We start from the raw sequence: 16,892 nt of genomic DNA, 5'->3' as shown, positions 1-16,892 counted from the left end.
AATACCGGAATGAAAATGGTTGCCCCGTATTTCACCGAATGAGCCTGCAAGGGCAGGAGGGGTAATATCAAGCGGTTGCCTGAAATCGGTAATCGGATATTTATTCGTACTGAAAATTTGTTGTGCCTGAACACCAATTGAGACAAATAAAAGGCAAATTGAAACGGATAATTTTAACTTGTAGTGGATCGGGTTTTTAATCATTCGTTACTTTACATCAAAATTTAAAAGTTGCTTTCCTTCCAACCAGGCTTCTAACTTGTCGCCTCTGTTTGTTTTGCCTACTCCCTGGGGTGTTCCGGTGAAAATTAAATCGCCTTTTTTTAAGGTGATGTATTGGGAAACAAAGCTGATTATCTTCTCGAACGAGAATAGTAAATCTTTAGTATGCCCAATCTGGCGGCTTTCTCCATTAATTTTCAGCTCGAAATTTAAATTGTAAAGATCTTCGTAATCGGTTTTAGGAAGAAAAATACTGATTGGCGCAGAGTTATCAAATGCTTTGGCAAGTTCCCAGGGCAAACCTTTTTCTTTGTGTTTTGCCTGAATATCGCGTGCGGTAAAATCGATACCTAAACCCACTTCATCATAATAATTGGCGGCAAATTTTTCGGCAATGTGTTTTCCTTCCTTACAGATTTTTAAAACCACTTCGAGTTCGTAATGAACATCATCAGAAAAATCGGGTAAATAAAAAGGTTTATTGTCTTTTAAAACTGCTGTATCAGGTTTCAGGAAAATTACCGGTGTGGTTGGAACTGGATTGTTAAGTTCTTTTGCATGTTCGGCATAATTTCTGCCAATGGCGATGATCTTCATTATTAAGTATATGAAATATGATTAAATAAACGGTTTTTAAATCCGCATCAATCAAAAATAGAAAAGAAAACGGGCTTATAAAACTGAGATGCGTTTTACCTGGCTTTCTGACCCTGCGATAACCCTTAAAAAGTAAATACCAGGGTTTATTCTGTTCGGAACGACGAAACTTTTGGTTTGTTCGCCGGCATTTAAGCGTTCGTTTGCCAGGGTAGCTACTTCATTTCCCAATAAATCGATAATTTTTATTGTGGTTTGTGTACCATCTTTACCAATTGATAAGATAATATTTAACTGATCTTCTACCGGGTTTGGATATATTTTTACGATGGTAAGCAATTTATCTTTTGCTGCAACCGTTGTGTTTTTTGGAGTTGTGGAGTAGGTGTTAAACATTCCTGAACCACCGATAGACATATAAAGTGGTTTGTAAGGGGTGATATTTGCCTTAATTTCGGGAATTTTATTAACTTTTTTGGTTCTGTTTTTTAAGCTAATGTGAATACTATCAGCTTGTTGCGCCCAAGAATTTATTCCGCATAAAAGAACAATGCACAATGTGCAAGCTAGTTTTGTGAGGAACGTTATCTTAGCGTAGAGTTTCATCAAATTGGTATAGCAAATGTATTAATTTAAAACAAAGAAATTAAACATTTTGTTTAAAAGCCATAATTTAACACAATTTAACAATAATATTAAATTTTAATAGTGTTAAAAATACACAATAATTTGGTTGTTAAATTGTTATAGTTAGTTTACTTTTGCCGCACTAAAATAATCAACGAAGTGTCAAATCATAAAAATGTCAACGCGTTAACCGCCGGCGGTGTACTAATTAGTTTAGGTATTGTGTTCGGTGACATTGGTACATCACCTCTATACACACTCAATGCAATTTTTACAAGCATATTAGGCGTAAAAGAAGGACTGGTAGGAAATCCGGGATCGATAACTACTGATGTTGTTCTTGGCGTACTTTCCTGCATCATCTGGACGCTTACCCTGCAAACTACCATTAAATACGTAATTATTACCTTAAGGGCCGATAACAAAGGAGAGGGGGGAATATTCTCTTTATTTTCTTTGGTAAGAAAAAAGGCTAAATGGCTAATTGTACCAGCGGTTGTTGGTGGCTGTGCGCTGCTTGCTGATGGCGTAATTACCCCAAGTATTACCGTTACATCGGCAATAGAGGGCTTAACCAATAAGTTTGATATACCTGTTGTTCCTGTAGTAATCGCAATTTTAACTGTTCTTTTCATTATTCAGCAGTTTGGAACAAACCTGGTTGGGAAGCTTTTTGGTCCGGTTATGTTTGTTTGGTTTACTGTTTTGGGTATAGCCGGACTTTTATTCATTGTTAAGGATTTTAGCATCTTAAAGGCACTTAATCCATACTATGCCGTACATTTACTGGCTACCAATAGTAAGGCATTTATTATTTTGGGAGGTGTTTTTCTCTGTACAACAGGGGCAGAGGCACTCTATTCGGATTTAGGACACTGCGGGCGTAACAATATCAGAATCAGTTGGATTTTTGTGAAATTAACCCTGATTTTGAATTATTTAGGTCAAGGTGTATGGATTTTGCAGAATGAAAGTACTTTCATTCCGAGTTCAAAAATGAATCCTTTCTTTCAGATCATTTCAAGTCATTTCCAGGTTCCAATGGTAATTCTGGCAACTATGGCTGCGGTTATTGCAAGTCAGGCTTTAATTAGCGGTTCGTTTACCTTAATCTCAGAGGCCGTTCGCTTAAACCTTTGGCCGAAGATTAAAATTGTTTATCCTTCAGTACAGAAAGGTCAATTGTATGTGCCATCTATCAACTGGATGCTTTGGTTAGGCTGCTGTAGCATCGTTTTTTTCTGGAAAGAATCCTCCAAAATGGACGCCGCCTATGGTCTTTCGATTACCATAGCAATGTTGATGACCACAATTTTAGTTAGTGTTTATTTAAGAAGCAGGCGTTTCCCTAAATACCTTATCGCTATTTTCATCTCGGTTTATGTAATTATTGAGGGTACTTTCCTCTTCAGTAACCTGCACAAGTTTTTTGATGGAGGCTGGTTAACTGTATTGATTGGTTCGGCACTTTTTACGGTAATGTGGAGTTGGTTTGTGGCCCGTAAGATTAAAAACAGGTTTGTAAAATATGTTGAGATTGAAGATTATTACGAAATTTTAAGTGAACTCAGTAATGATGAATCAGTGCCAAAGTACTCATCTCAGCTTGTTTATTTAACAAGTGCTAATTTTAAAACGGAAATTGAATCGAAAATTATTTATTCCATTATTCAAAAGGAACCAAAACGTGCCGATGTATATTGGTTGGTGCACGTTGATGTAATGGATGAGCCTTATACATTAGATTATAAAGTTGAATTCCTGATTCCAGGCAAACTGATACGAATTGATTTTAGGTTAGGATTTAGGGTAGAGCAACGTGTAAATTTATTATACCGTAAGGTGGTTGAAGAACTGGTAAAAAATGGTGAAATAGACATTACAAGTCAATACACTTCATTAAATAAACATAAGATTGCAGGGGATTTCAGGTTTGTACTCTTAGAAAAACATTTATCTAAATTCACTAAGTTGAGTTTTTATGAGCGTCAGATTATGGATTATTACTTTATCCTTAAGAAATTAAGCTTGTCTGAAGAGCGGAGTTTCGGATTGGATAGCAGTTATGTGGATGTTGAAAAAGTTCCATTGATTTTTGTTACACCTGATGATATCGAATTGCATAGATTGCCGGTTTAACAAATGAGAACGGCGATTTTGATATTGGGAATCTGCTTATTTATAGCGGGTCCTGTTGCAAAAATATACCACCTCAATCATGGCAATAATTATATGATTGCTTCTGGTTTAGGGCTAATAGTGATAACTGCCATGGCTTTTATAAAGAAAAAATAAAATTGAATCCTCTTTCTGCTAAAGAAAGGGGATTTTGTTTTATAAATGGAATTTATCTTTGCTCCATTTGCTGGGATTGTTGATGATGTAATTTGAGATGTTTTGATAGGCTCTTTCATCACGGATGATGTGCTCGTAGTAATTCCGCTGCCATAACCTGCCCATTGTTTTATCGTGCGATTTGAATAATTGCAGACATCCATTCGAAACTATTGATTTATATGCACCAACGATGTTGGCAATAGTCGGGGCTACCCTTGCGGTCGCCTTTGTTAGCTCGTTTTCTTCATGTGCGACCGCAAGGGTAGCCCCGACCGCATTTAGATCAGACAATACTATTATGCCGTGCATATGATTCGGCATAATCTGAAATACATCGAGTTCGAAATTTGAATATCTATCAGATAAATTAATCCATTCGTTGTAAGCAATAGATCCAGATTGATTTAAGATCATTTCATCGCTTTCAACTTTTCCAAATCTATGGATTCTATCTTCACAGCAGATTGTAATGAAATAAGCTCCAGCTTTTGAATAATCGTAACCCTTTAACCTGATCGATCGCCGATGATGTATTAAAGGGTTGTATTTCATAATCTTAAACCTCCGGATTTGCTAATTTACTATGCCTGTAGCCGTAAGCAAAATAAACAACCAAGCCAACAACCAGCCAGATGCCGAAGCCAATCCAGTTTGAAATACCAAGTTCGCACATCATATACAAGCAGCTGATCAACCCTAAAACAGGAATTAATGATAAGTTTTTAGTAATACAGTAATAGGTAATCACTACGCAAATGATTAAGAAAATCCACATGGGTATCTTGTGTTTAAATAAACCCCAGCCACTTTCGTATTTCTTCTCAACAGGTATTTTGGATGCTGAAATAAATTGCTCGTAACGATCGGCAGGTAGTGCACTTAAATACGATTCTGCATCAACTTTATCTGCCAGGATAATTTGCGGAGCTGCATTTTTTACAATTTCTTCTTTAACAATTTTAAGCTCATCGCCACTCAGAGAAGTTACAAAACTTATTGTTTGGATTGTTTTAGGAGAATTAAAAAAGAATGCTTTTGTCTCCTTTCCATATTTTGCAAAGGCAAAAATAATTGTGGCAATTAAGGCAATCGGGATAATAAATTTACTGTTTACATAAGGGATTTTAAATTTTCCTCTTTGTACATCAGGCCTGTTCTGTAACACCAAAACACCGGCACAAACCAATACGAAAGCGAAAAGTGTTCCTATCGAACAAAGATCAGTAACAATGGTAAGGTTCATAAACAACGATGGAACGGCTACAACGAAACCAACTACAATGGTTGCAAAAGAAGGTGTTTTATACTTTGGATGGATTTTTGAAAACGATTTCGGTAATAATCCATCTCTGCTCATGCTCATCCATATACGGGGTTGACCCATCTGAAAGACCAAAAGTACACTGGCCATGGCAAAAACTGCACTTACAGCAATAATACCACTCATTAGTTTCAAATTAATCTGATCGAAAACAAATGCAAGCGGATCGCCTACAGCCAGTGTATCAGATTTAACGATGCCAGTTAAAACTAACGCAATAGCAACATAAAGTATGGTACACACAATAATTGCCCACATCATTCCGCGTGGTAAATCGCGCTGTGGATTTTTACATTCTTCGGCTGTAGTAGAAATGGCATCAAACCCGATATAAGCAAAAAACACTGCTGAAACACCTTTTAAAACGCCTGCAACACCGTTCGGAGCAAATGGATTCCAGTTTTTTGTATCCACATAAAAAATACCAACAGCTAAAACCAACAGAATTACGGCAAGCTTAACAACAACCATGGCATTGCTGGCATTGCGACTTTCTTTCATACCGCGATAAATTAACCAGGTAATCAAAATGATAATGCCCAAAGCAGGAATATCTGCAACAAGGTGGAAACCTCCTATTGTTGGTGCCGTAAGCCATGCATTATTGGCCAAAGCTGTAGCTGAATCCAAATCAGCAAGGTTTTTGCCAGCTGCCAATAATGCTTCTGCATGTTTATGTCCGTTATAGGCACTTAAGTAATCCATTGTCATCCAGTCGGGTACATGGATTCCATCTATGCCAAGGGGAGGTATTTTTATGGTAGAAAGTAATCCGGTAAAGTAATCAGACCAGGATATGGCTACTGTGATGTTACCGATGGAATATTCCATAATAAGCGACCACCCAATTATCCAGGCCACTAATTCGCCAAAAGCTACGTAAGAATAGGTGTAAGCACTGCCCGAAACCGGAACCATAGAGGCAAACTCTGCGTAAGCAAAAGCTGCAAAACTACAGGCAACTGCTGTAAAAATAAATAAAAAGATTACCGCCGGACCGCCATCTGCACTTGCCTTTCCAATCGTACTAAAAATTCCTGCTCCAATAATTGCTGCAATTCCAAATGCTGTTAAATCGCGAACACCGAGTGTTTTATGTAGTGTATTTTCATGGTCGCCATAGCCTTTTGCCGCATCTTGTAATATCTTGGAAATAGATTTCTTTCTGAATAGCTTTTCGAACATTTTTTGCTTGATTGTTTCCTCAAACTTATAAAAAGTTTGGTTAAAAACGTTTAAAGCGGGATATAATTTTCATTACAGTCCATTTATGGTAGATAAATTCATCGTAAAAAGTCAAATTTATTGGTTTTAAGTAAAAATTTGTAATTATTTGGCTTGAATAATCCTTTGTTTGATTTGCATACTTTTCGGATAGATGTAAGTAGTAATTTTGCTGCCAATAATCAATCAAAGGAATAAAGTAATTAAATTCTTGTTTGATTGGAATATTTATAAACCATTACCATCATCCAATGAATGCTAATACAACTCAAGTGAAATATATAAAAGAAGGTAACCAGCGCTTAGCCACTATTTTAGCTTTTGCACTAATTCCACTTTCAGGTTTTGCAACCGATATCTACATTCCATCTCTACCTACAATGGCAGGTGAGATGCAGGTAAGCAGCGTACAGGTGCAACTTACCTTAAGCATATTTTTAATCAGTTACGGTGTTTCACAACTTTTTATTGGCAGCGTACTCGATAGCTTTGGCAGATATAAGATTTGTTTATATGCACTGCTGATTTTCGCTGCGGCCAGTATTATTATTGCCACCACACATAATATTTACCTGATTTATGTAATGCGTGTTATCCACGGACTTACGGTGGGTGCAATTGTAGTGGCAAAAAGAGCATATTTTGTCGATCTTTATGAAGGCGACCAGTTGAAACACTACCTCAGTATGTTTTCTATCATCTGGTCTACCGGACCAATTGTTGCCCCGTTTATTGGAGGTTACCTTCAAACAGCATTTGGCTGGGAATCTAACTTTTATTTTCTGGCTGGTTTTGCATTGGTGTTTGCTTTGCTCGAACTATTGTTCAGTGGCGAAACATTAAAACAATTTACTGATTTTCAACTGAAAAAAATTACTCGAATCTATCTTGAAATGATCAAAACTACAAGTTTTACCTTGGGCATTGTGATGTTAGGTTTAGCTTATTGTATGGTAATGGTGTATAACATGACAGGTCCTTTTATCATAGAGCACCATTTTAATTTTTCTCCTGTTATTGCAGGTTACAGTTCATTGTTTTTGGGCTTCGCGTGGATGGTTGGTGGTTTTATTGGTAAAGCAACCATTAATAAGCCTTTTTTTAGAAGATTGATGATCAATTCGCTTTTCCAGGTGGCTTTTGTAATCCTGATGATATTGAGTTTAAATTTTGTATCTAATTTGTGGTCGTTAATTTTCTTTGCATTTCTTATCCATGTTGGTGCTGGCTTTACCTTTAACAATTACTTCACTTTCTGTTTAAGTAAATTCCCTAAAAATGCAGGAATTGCCGGTGGCTTAACTGGTGGCATTACCTATGTAATTGTTTCTTTCCTGAGTTATGGTATTGTAAACCTTATTCCGGCTAAAGATGAACGTAACCTCAGCTACAGTTATCTCATTATGATCCTGATTTCAGTTTTAGTGATGTTTGTGATTTTAAAACTCAGGAAAAAGGAAGAAGTATAGTTATTATTTAATTCGGCCTTCTACGTCACTTAAACTTGTCTTACGGTCCCGGTTTCCTTTGATACTGCTGCTGCCGAAAATATAATTTAGGCTTAACCTGTAAACCCTGCTTTCTAGTTTTTGTACGAGGTTATAATTTAAACCAGATAATGCGCTGTTTATTCTTGATTTTCTGGTATCAAAAACATCATTAATGGCAAATTTAACGCTTAACTTTTTATCGAGTAATGATTTTTTAATCCCTAAATCTACACCATAATAAGGTTTAATAGCATATGTGCCATAAATTTGAGAGGAGGCATATTCTCCTGAAAACTCTGCAGATGTTGAGGGGCTAAGTGTAAAAGTTTGATTGCTGTTGATCATAAAATTTACTTTCTTCCTGTTATATATACCATTACCCAAGTTTGCGGTTTTTATCTGGTTATAGGTGCTCGTGAGCGTATTGTCCATACTCCAAAATTTGGTTATGATAGTAGGATAGCCGAACGATAAGTCGTAGGCGTATTGTTTATCAAGATTTTGCACAGTTTGGTACAAAGTTTTCTTTCCATTGTCGGGTAATAAAACATCTATAATTAAGTTATTGGTAATGCTGTATCCCAGCGAAATATTTAGTGTTTTTTTATAGTTGTATGTGAGTTGAAAAGTATTGGTATATTGTGGATTAAGAAATGGATTTCCCTGACTGAAAGTATAAAGATCAACAAAATAAACAAATGGATTAAGCGATTTATAATCTGGCCGATCTATTCTTCTGCTGTATGAAAAACCAAGTTCATGATTTGGTGTTAAGTTTTGGTTAACATTAATATTTGGAAAAAGATCAAAATAGCTGCGCTTTACAATCCTATTATCTTCAATGGAGTTGCCCTTAGAATTGGTTTGTTCCATTCTTAAACCAATTTCTAAGCTGGTCGACTTAAATTCGTGCTTTAATGTAGCGTAAGCTGCATTTATATTTTCTTTATAGGTAAAACGGTTGCTTCTGCCCACATCATTCTTCCAATCTTTTCCTATTAAGTTTTCGAATCTAAAATCATTGTCTGTATTTACCCAACTGCTTTTTAAACCTAAAGCTAATTTAGTAGTAGTGTTAAGTGGAAGTACATAATCAATTTTGGCAGCTTTGATTGTGATAAAAGAGGGAGTGGAATTTCGAAAAATGGCAGGTAATTTATACATTGAACCGTTTTGATCGAAAAAGGAGTTTTGGTAAACGGTATTTTCTTCACTGTGGTATCTCGCATAATCCAAATCGATCAATAGCTCCTGGCCTAGAGTATCAATTATACTTTTGTAATTGAGGTTATAAGCTTGATTACGGTATTTATTCTGTGCAGGGTTCTCGGCAACGATCGATGAGTCGATCTGTGCAAAACTTCGGCCAATAGCAGTTAGGCCATTAGATGCATCATGGCCATTGTTAAAATAACTCGTAGTGAGGAAACCTAAAGTATTTTCATTGTTGATAAAATAATCAATCCCAGCTTTATAATTGTTGTTATGTGTAGATCTTGTTTGCGTATTCGATTGATGGAAATAAGTATTTTGATCACTTCCATTTACTATCCTTAAAATATCCAGGTTTTCGGTAGCTTTATTGTTGTTATTGGCGAAACTGCCAAAAATGTTTAGGTTTTTATCCCGATGGTTAACGGATATTCCGGCATCGCTTTTTAAATTCTTGCCATAACCAAAACCTACATCAACATTTCCATTGGTACCGTAACTGGCGTTTTTTTTTAGTTTGATATTGAGCAAACCTGCGGTTCCTTCAGCATCATATTTGGAAGAGGGATTGGTTATCAGTTCTATCGTTTTTATTTCATTGCTATTTAAAGATCGCAATCTGGTAGCCAACTGTTCGGCAGATAAATAAGTAGATTTTCCATCGATGAGCACATTTGCACCCGATCTTCCTTTTATGCTTATGATCCCATCTTGGTTAACGGATACACCGGGCATTTTAGCAAGCACTTCGAGGGCAGTATTTCCGGTAGAAACAATGCTGTTTTCAACATTCATTACTGTTTTTTCGTTATGGTGCTCTATTAATGCTTTCCGGGCAGCTATCACAACACTTTCAAGTTCTTTTACATCAGGTTCCAGTCTGAAGCTTAAATCGAGATTTGTTTTTCCAGTAAAAGCTTCATGTATTTCTTTTATAGGTTGATAACCCACAGCCTTCACCTCTACGATGAATTTATTTGACGGGAAGTTTGCCAACACATATTTTCCTTCTTCATTGGTAGTAACTGTTTTAATAAAAACAGGATTTGTCAAACTGGTAAATTTAAGGCTAGCGGAAACTTTAACACCATTTTTATTCATTAATGTGCCTGTAATGTTAATTTTTATAGTCTGCGCAGAAACTACATTTAAAAATAACAGCGAGAGCACAAAATACGGAGCGAATATTTTCATTTTAATTAGGGAGCTGATGATTGGTATTTCCTCTTATCTGATTAGGAATTAGAACGAAACTAAATCATTAGGTGCATTAAGCCGTGTATTTTAACAATGTTTAACCCAATTAACATTTTTTTACATTCGTTTAGTTCACAGGTCATCTGTTCATTGGTATTACCAGTAGTTCAGCATCTGTTGTAAAGTTAATCGTTCAGAAAACGCGCTTAAGGCCTAGCATGCTGAGTGGCTTCGAAGCATATTTACAACTACCGTGTATTCTATGTTTCAGTGGCAAAACAAACAACAAAAAAAGCCGTGGCAATTTTGCCACGACTTTCATTTATTAAACTTTAAGCAGAAAAGCCTTACAGCCCCCAACCTTCTAGTTAACATAACTTTTCCAGTTCAGTTTTCACAAAATCTGCAAGTTCTTTCACATATTCTGCACTGAAATCAAATTTGATACCTGCGGTTTCATATATTTCATTCATCGGTTTGGTATAACCCAAAGAAAGTGCAGCAAGATATTGTTCTAAAGCCTTTTCGGGATTTTCTTTATAGTTTTTCCAAACAGCTATGGCTCCTAACTGTGCAATTGCATATTCTATATAATAAAAAGGAACTTCGAATAGATGCAATTGTTTTTGCCATCCGTTTCCAAATTGTTGTTCCAAATCTGTCCAATCGGCAAAGCCTGCACCAAAACGGTTAAAAATCTGTTTAAAAGTTTCTTCGCGGTCAGCAGCGGTATGGTTCGGATTGGTATAAATCCAGTGTTGAAACTGGTCGATAACTGCTACCCATGGCAATGTTTTTAAAACATCAGCCAATTGCTCTTTCTTAGCGCGGTTTAAATCTTCTTCATTATCGAAATACACATTCCAGTTATCCATGGAGATAAGCTCCATACTCATCGAAGCCAACTCGGCAACTTCAGACGGGCAATGTTTAAAATCGTTTAATTCTAAATTTGCCGTTAAAAATGTATGTACCGCATGACCGCCTTCATGAACCATTGTGGTTAAATCGCGCAATGAATTTGCCGAGTTCATAAATATAAAAGGTGCTCCAGTTTCTGCTAAAGGATAATTATATCCTCCAGGTGCTTTACCTTTTCTGCTTTCCACATCAAAAAGGTTATTGGCTTTCATTGTCGCTAATTTTTCGCCTAATTTTTCATCAATGGCGTTAAAACAGGCAATACTTTTATCAATCAGCTCTTCACCGTTGTTAAAAGGTTTCAAAGCAGGTTTGCCGCTTATGCTTACTTCTAAATCCCAAGGTTTTAATACCTCGAGTCCTAAGGCTTCGCGGCGTTTTTCTGCTTGTTCTTTTAAAATGGGTACAATCTCTTTTTCAATGGCATTGGCAAAATCATAACAATCCTGTGGTGTATAATCAAAGCGGCCCAAAGCCTGAAACATATAATCGCGGTAGTTCTCAAAACCAGCATTTAAAGCTACCTGGGTGCGGAGTTTAATAAGTTCATCAAACAGGATATTTAAATCATCTTTATCTATCAAACGACGTTGTTGAATGGTTTTCCAAGCATTTTCGCGCACTTCGCGGTTTAAATCTTTGATGAAAATAGAAGCTTGCTCCAGGGTATATTCCTGTCCGTTTAGCTCAACACTCATTGCGCCTGTAGTGCTTTGGTATTTTTGTTGTTTTACCTGTAATTCGGTAAACAGTTCGATATTTTCATCACGGTAAAGTTCCAATGCTTTTTTAATGGCACGGCTGTATACGAAATATTTCTCCTTATCAAGATCATCCATAAATGGACTTTCAACAAACTTTTTATTTAGTTCGTTAGCCAAGGGAGAAATTTTTGGTTCGATTTCAGTAGCAAAATATTGGAAATTTTTTACCAATTCTTCATTTGCCGTGTCGCAGCTCATTTTAATATACCTCCAGGCAAAATCTTCTTCTAAAGCCGCCTCAAGTTCCGAACGGTCTTTTAACCATTGTTCCAATTCAGCTGAGCTGTTAATTTCGCGATTTTGTAATTCGGTAAAAAGTGGTTCCAGATTTTCCCAGCTAATGTTGAGTTCCTGTGGGATATATGTTCTCGGTTTTTTAGTTATTATCATTAGTTTAATTATTGAATTATAGACTTACAGAATGGTTTTTATTTAAATCCCCTCAGTCAAAATTTAATTATTCACTTATTTTTACTTGTGTCTTAAATACGCATCAATTAAAAAGCATACTGCAAATACCACCGATGCATAGCCATTTAAGGTTTGAAAAGCCCTGTTTACTTTGCTGATGTCGTTTGGTTTTACCAATAAATGCTGATAAACCAACATCGAACAGAAAAACACAATACCTATATAGTACACCCAGCTAAATGAAGTGAAAAACACTGGTAAAATTACACACGTGGCCGACAATATATGCAACAGTACAGAAACATTTAAAGCATTTTTAATGCCAAGTGCCGATGGTATGGAGTGTAATTTTTCTTCACGATCGAATTCTTCGTCTTGTAGTGCATAAATAATATCAAATCCACTCACCCAAAACAATACCGTTAAAGAATACAGTACAGGAACGAGCGCAAAATGCCCGGTTACGGCAATGTAAGCACCAATAGGAGCAAGAGATAAGCCTAAACCCAACACCAAATGGCAAAGCGCGGTAAATCGTTTGGTATAACTATAAAACAGAACTACAAATAAAGCAACGGGCGATAGGTAAAAGCACAACGGATTAATAAAGTATGTAGTAATGGCAAAAAGTACACAATTGGCGATTACAAAAATCAAAGCTTCATTTGCCGAAACTTTACCCGCAGGAATATCGCGCGTTTTGGTGCGCGGGTTTTTAGCATCGATATTTCTATCAAGGTAACGGTTAAAGGCCATGGCCGAATTCCGCGCAAAAACCATACAAAGTAAAACCAAAATCAGTTTATACCATGAAAATGGATTTTCTGTAGTGGTAACACCCAAAAAGAAACCAATCATAGCGAATGGTAATGCAAAAACCGAGTGGGCGAATAATACGAGTGAAAAGTATTTTTTCATTTATTGGAAATGGGTTAACTGTATAAATCGGTTAACTGGTTAATTGTTTAGTTGGGTTGATGGCTAATAATTAAATGGTTAATAGGTAAGATGCGTTAAATAAATTATGATATCAGTATCACTAAAAATCTTCGATTAAATTTAACTTGCATCATACTATCGACAACTAAACCATAAACTATAATCTATCCAACTATGAACTATATGCTATTATACTATGGTCTATAAACCATTAAACTATCTAAAACTTCTTATAATCTGTTGGTACAACAAAATCTTTGTTTACTTCATAGATGAAATCTAAAACCTCATCTTTTCCTGTTCCTTTTTCTGCCGACGAAATAAACGTTGCAGGAATCTCTTCAAAAAACTCACCTAATTTTTTCTTAAACGCAGCTACATTTTTCTGTGTGGTTGTCATGCCTTGTTTATCAGCTTTGGTAAAAATCAGCGAAAAAGGAATCTGTTTATCCCCTAACCAGTAGCAAAATTCAATGTCAATTCCCTGAGGTTCTAAACGGCTGTCTATCAAAACAAAAACACATTGCAGGCTTTCTCTTTTGGTAATGTAGGCGCGGATAAATTTCTCCCATTTTTCTCTGCTTGTTTTCGAAACTTTCGCATATCCATAACCCGGTAAATCGACAATGTACCATTTCTCATTAATCAGGAAATGATTTATCAACTGGGTTTTACCGGGCCGCTGAGAGGTTTTGGCTAATCCATGTTGATTAACCAACATATTGATTAATGAAGATTTACCCACATTAGAGCGGCCGATAAATGCATATTCGGGCATTGTTGGTACCGGCAGGGCCGAAATTTGGGTGTTGCTGCAAACAAATGTTGCCGTTTTGATAATCATAGTGCAAAGGTAACAATTAGTTTTGAGTTGAGGGTTTGGAGTGCGGGGTAGAAAAGCTACCGTCGTCAGCAATTCGTAAATTTTAATGCAATCGCTAAACTCCAATAACAAAAATTAGTTTTGAGTTGAGGGTTTAGAGTGTGGGGTAGAAAAGCTACCGTCGTCAGCAATTCGTAAAGTTTAAGGAAAATGCTTAGTAGCAACTTCAAAAAATAGTTTTGAGTTGAGGGTTTGGAGTGCGGGGTAGAAAAGCTACCGTCGTCAGCAATTCGTAAAGTTTAATGCAAACGCTAAACTGAAAACGCTAAACTCCCAACTGCAAACTCTTTTCTATATCTTTGCCATATATCATGAATCAGAATATCACTCCATACCAGGTAAACGATGCAACTAAAAAAGAGCAGGTTGCAACCATGTTTAATAATATCTCAGGCACTTACGATTTTTTAAATCATTTTCTGTCTTTAGGCATTGATGTATTGTGGCGTAAGAAAGCAATTAAAGAATTGGTTTCCATCCATCCAAGAACTTTGCTTGATGTAGCAACAGGAACTGGTGATTTCGCTTTCGAGGCAATTAAAAAACTTCATCCCGAAAAAGTAATTGGTGTAGATATTTCTGAAGGCATGTTGGATGTTGCAAAAAAGAAAATCAACGAACGCAGCTTAAACGAAGTTTTTAACGTTCAGTTGGGCGATTCAGAAGGTTTGCACTTTGAGGATAACACTTTTGATGCAATTACCTGTGCTTATGGTGTGCGTAATTTCGAAAACCTCGAAAAAGGGTTAACAGATATGTACAGGGTGTTAAAACCCAATGGCAAAATGGTGGTATTGGAGTTTTCGAAACCCAAAGTATTTCCGGTTAAACAGCTGTACAGCTTTTATTTTAAACAGGTAACACCTTTTTTTGGGAAACTTTTTTCTAAAGATCATAGGGCCTATTCATATTTGCCAGAATCAGTTGCTGCTTTTCCCGACGGGGAGGATTTTACCAATCTGATGGAAAAAGTTGGCTTTAAAAGTACCAAACAACGAATTTTAACGTTTGGAATAAGTTCGATATACATAGGAACCAAATGATCAGAAAATTAAGCCTCATTCTTTCTCTTTTCGCTATTTCTACAACTGCCTTTGCACAAAACTGGGGTGGTGGAATTGACGATGAAGACTGGAGTTTTGGTTTTAATTTTCAATACATATCCGCCGAATATAAAATATTAAAAAATGCCAATTGGAGACCACCTTTTTATGAGGTGCCAAACTCGCTTGGTGTTTCTTACGATCCAAATTCGGGTGTTCCGGTTACTTCAAAATTAAATTCTATTTCGAGTACGCCATCACAGGGTTTCGGTTTGGGCTTTGTAATGAACCGGATGATTTCTGATAATTTTGATATCCGGGCAACCCCGTCCCTGATTTTTAGCGATAGAACTGTTACTTACGAATATGAACCAATGGCCCCGATTAATGTGGGTAACGGACAAACGAAAAACTTTCAAACGGTGGTGGAGCGAAAAGTACAGGCCACCATGTTCGAATTTCCTTTGGGTTTGAAGGTAAAATCAGACCGGTTTAAAAATCTTCGCGTGTATTGGTTAGGTGGTGCAAAATATTCGATAGATATTGCCTCCAAAAAGAAAACCTTCGATGAGGGAGAAACAGCAGTGAACAAGCTGCTAAAAAACCAAAGAAACTACCTCTCTTATGAAACTGGCGTTGGTTTCGATATTTATTTCGAGTATTTCAAAATGTCTCCAGAGATTAAATTGTCTTATTCAAACAACGATTTGCTTCAACACGATAATACAGCTTATGCCAATCCGATAGATAAGTTGAAATTACGTCAATTAACATTCAGTTTGATTTTTCAATAGTCAAGCATTTCAAAAAAACTTACCTTTGTTGGTGTAGGGAAATCGCAAAGATGATAGCTTAGGGATTACCGAGACTTAAAATTCATAAACATGTCTAAAATCGCGTTAATTACAGGTGCAACTTCTGGTATTGGTGAAGCTTGCGCACATACATTTGCACAACAAGGATACAATTTAGTTTTATTGGCACGTAGAACAGACCGTTTGGCTAAAATTGCACATCATTTAGAAGATAAATATGCCGTTTCCATTAAACAGGTTGTTGTGGATGTACGCGATAAAGAAAACCTTTCGGCAGTTTTGGAAGTTTTACCAATAGAATGGAAAAAGATTGATGTGCTGGTAAACAATGCAGGTTTAAGTCAGGGATTAGATCCGATAGATAAAGGAGACACCAATGATTGGGATACCATGATTGATACAAACGTAAAGGGTTTGCTTTATGTAAGCAAAATTGTTTCCAACTGGATGATTCCAAACCAATCGGGCCATATTGTTAACATCGGATCTATTGCCGGCAAAGAAGTTTATCCAAATGGAAACGTATATTGTGCAAGTAAACATGCTGTTGATGCTTTAACCAAGGGCATGCGTATCGATCTGCTTGCCTATGGTATAAAAGTTACGGCGATTAATCCAGGAATGGTAGAAACCGAATTTTCGGTAGTCCGTTTTAAAGGTGACGAAGCGCGCGCTAAAAAGGTTTATGAAAACTTCGAACCCTTAATAGCAGATGATATTGCAGATGCCATTTGGTATGTGGTAAGCAGACCAAAACATGTAAACATTAATGATATGCTGATTATGCCAACAGCACAGGCCACAGCAACGATTATAAATAAAACCCCCTAGCCCCCTGAAAGGGGAACATAAGATTGGGAGGGAAATAACAAAATAATTTTTATTTTAA

13 protein-coding genes are annotated in these 16,892 nt (G+C 36.5%); 5 read left to right on the top strand and 8 right to left on the bottom strand.

Going from position 1 to position 16,892, the window contains the following annotated elements; genetic code table 11:
• Nucleotides 1-207 precede the first annotated feature (207 nt).
• Both AC0IWE_RS00985 and AC0IWE_RS00980 read right to left on the bottom strand, forming a co-directional pair.
• Complete coding sequence (locus tag AC0IWE_RS00985; RefSeq protein ID WP_471791569.1) at nucleotides 208-819, bottom strand: fumarylacetoacetate hydrolase family protein; 612 nt, start codon at nucleotides 817-819, stop codon at nucleotides 208-210.
• Nucleotides 820-894: 75 nt separating this feature from the next.
• The gene (locus tag AC0IWE_RS00980; RefSeq protein ID WP_471791568.1) at nucleotides 895-1,377 is read right to left on the bottom strand and encodes a T9SS type A sorting domain-containing protein; all 483 of its coding nucleotides are present in this window, start codon (nucleotides 1,375-1,377) and stop codon (nucleotides 895-897) included.
• Between the two features lie 228 nt (nucleotides 1,378-1,605).
• On the opposite strand from AC0IWE_RS00980, the gene AC0IWE_RS00975 reads away from it, so the two are divergent.
• Nucleotides 1,606-3,585: a KUP/HAK/KT family potassium transporter gene (locus AC0IWE_RS00975; RefSeq protein ID WP_471791567.1), complete on the top strand. Its 1,980-nt coding sequence runs from the start codon at nucleotides 1,606-1,608 to the stop codon at nucleotides 3,583-3,585.
• 195 nt (nucleotides 3,586-3,780) lie between these two features.
• On the opposite strand, the gene AC0IWE_RS00970 is transcribed toward AC0IWE_RS00975, so the two are convergent.
• Nucleotides 3,781-4,335 (bottom strand): transposase, encoded by a 555-nt coding sequence (locus tag AC0IWE_RS00970; RefSeq protein ID WP_471791566.1) that lies wholly within the window; start codon nucleotides 4,333-4,335, stop codon nucleotides 3,781-3,783.
• Between the two features lie 4 nt (nucleotides 4,336-4,339).
• Nucleotides 4,340-6,289, bottom strand: a complete 1,950-nt coding sequence (locus AC0IWE_RS00965; RefSeq protein ID WP_471791565.1) for an amino acid permease — start codon at nucleotides 6,287-6,289, stop codon at nucleotides 4,340-4,342.
• Nucleotides 6,290-6,579: 290 nt separating this feature from the next.
• Between AC0IWE_RS00965 and AC0IWE_RS00960 the strand changes: the two genes are divergently transcribed.
• Entirely contained in the window at nucleotides 6,580-7,797 is a 1,218-nt protein-coding gene (locus AC0IWE_RS00960) for an MFS transporter (protein WP_471791564.1), read from the top strand.
• Nucleotides 7,798-7,800: 3 nt separating this feature from the next.
• On the opposite strand, the gene AC0IWE_RS00955 is transcribed toward AC0IWE_RS00960, so the two are convergent.
• From AC0IWE_RS00955 to yihA, 4 genes are all read right to left on the bottom strand, one after another.
• Entirely contained in the window at nucleotides 7,801-10,224 is a 2,424-nt protein-coding gene (locus AC0IWE_RS00955) for a TonB-dependent receptor (RefSeq protein ID WP_471791563.1), read from the bottom strand.
• Between the two features lie 371 nt (nucleotides 10,225-10,595).
• A complete protein-coding gene (locus AC0IWE_RS00950) occupies nucleotides 10,596-12,302 on the bottom strand; it encodes a M3 family oligoendopeptidase (RefSeq protein ID WP_471791562.1) in 1,707 nt (568 codons plus the stop codon).
• Nucleotides 12,303-12,383: 81 nt separating this feature from the next.
• On the bottom strand, nucleotides 12,384-13,241 hold the full coding sequence (locus AC0IWE_RS00945; RefSeq protein WP_471791561.1) for a UbiA-like polyprenyltransferase: 858 nt from the start codon (nucleotides 13,239-13,241) through the stop codon (nucleotides 12,384-12,386).
• A gap of 241 nt (nucleotides 13,242-13,482) precedes the next feature.
• On the bottom strand, nucleotides 13,483-14,106 hold the full coding sequence (yihA, locus tag AC0IWE_RS00940; RefSeq protein WP_471791560.1) for a ribosome biogenesis GTP-binding protein YihA/YsxC: 624 nt from the start codon (nucleotides 14,104-14,106) through the stop codon (nucleotides 13,483-13,485).
• 350 nt (nucleotides 14,107-14,456) lie between these two features.
• On the opposite strand from yihA, the gene ubiE reads away from it, so the two are divergent.
• The 3 genes from ubiE to AC0IWE_RS00925 all read left to right on the top strand — a co-directional run bounded on the left by ubiE (nucleotide 14,457) and on the right by AC0IWE_RS00925 (nucleotide 16,834).
• Complete coding sequence (ubiE, locus tag AC0IWE_RS00935) at nucleotides 14,457-15,188, top strand: bifunctional demethylmenaquinone methyltransferase/2-methoxy-6-polyprenyl-1,4-benzoquinol methylase UbiE (protein ID WP_200912327.1); 732 nt, start codon at nucleotides 14,457-14,459, stop codon at nucleotides 15,186-15,188.
• A complete protein-coding gene (porT, locus tag AC0IWE_RS00930; protein ID WP_471791559.1) occupies nucleotides 15,185-15,982 on the top strand; it encodes a type IX secretion/gliding motility protein PorT/SprT in 798 nt (265 codons plus the stop codon). The genes ubiE and porT overlap by 4 nt, the downstream gene beginning before the upstream one ends.
• Nucleotides 15,983-16,072: 90 nt before the next feature.
• Nucleotides 16,073-16,834, top strand: coding sequence for an SDR family NAD(P)-dependent oxidoreductase (locus AC0IWE_RS00925; RefSeq protein ID WP_471791558.1), 762 nt, complete (start codon nucleotides 16,073-16,075; stop codon nucleotides 16,832-16,834).
• Nucleotides 16,835-16,892: the final 58 nt, after the last annotated feature.

The sequence above is a fragment of the Pedobacter sp. AC402 genome, from assembly GCF_979252805.1.
The sequence above is the reverse complement of the archived record's forward strand: the minus strand, read 5'-3'. Positions and strand labels throughout refer to the sequence as shown.

Bases quoted from the DNA above. Each gene is read 5' to 3' on its own strand.
- AC0IWE_RS00985 (WP_471791569.1), bottom strand. From the start codon at position 819: ATGAAGATCATCGCCATTGGCAGAAATTATGCCGAACATGCAAAAGAA.
- AC0IWE_RS00970 (WP_471791566.1), bottom strand. From the start codon at position 4,335: ATGAAATACAACCCTTTAATACATCATCGGCGATCGATCAGGTTAAAG.
- AC0IWE_RS00965 (WP_471791565.1), bottom strand. From the start codon at position 6,289: ATGTTCGAAAAGCTATTCAGAAAGAAATCTATTTCCAAGATATTACAA.
- AC0IWE_RS00960 (WP_471791564.1), top strand. From the start codon at position 6,580: ATGAATGCTAATACAACTCAAGTGAAATATATAAAAGAAGGTAACCAG.
- AC0IWE_RS00955 (WP_471791563.1), bottom strand. From the start codon at position 10,224: ATGAAAATATTCGCTCCGTATTTTGTGCTCTCGCTGTTATTTTTAAAT.
- AC0IWE_RS00950 (WP_471791562.1), bottom strand. From the start codon at position 12,302: ATGATAATAACTAAAAAACCGAGAACATATATCCCACAGGAACTCAAC.
- AC0IWE_RS00945 (WP_471791561.1), bottom strand. From the start codon at position 13,241: ATGAAAAAATACTTTTCACTCGTATTATTCGCCCACTCGGTTTTTGCA.
- yihA (WP_471791560.1), bottom strand. From the start codon at position 14,106: ATGATTATCAAAACGGCAACATTTGTTTGCAGCAACACCCAAATTTCG.
- ubiE (WP_200912327.1), top strand. From the start codon at position 14,457: ATGAATCAGAATATCACTCCATACCAGGTAAACGATGCAACTAAAAAA.
- porT (WP_471791559.1), top strand. From the start codon at position 15,185: ATGATCAGAAAATTAAGCCTCATTCTTTCTCTTTTCGCTATTTCTACA.
- AC0IWE_RS00925 (WP_471791558.1), top strand. From the start codon at position 16,073: ATGTCTAAAATCGCGTTAATTACAGGTGCAACTTCTGGTATTGGTGAA.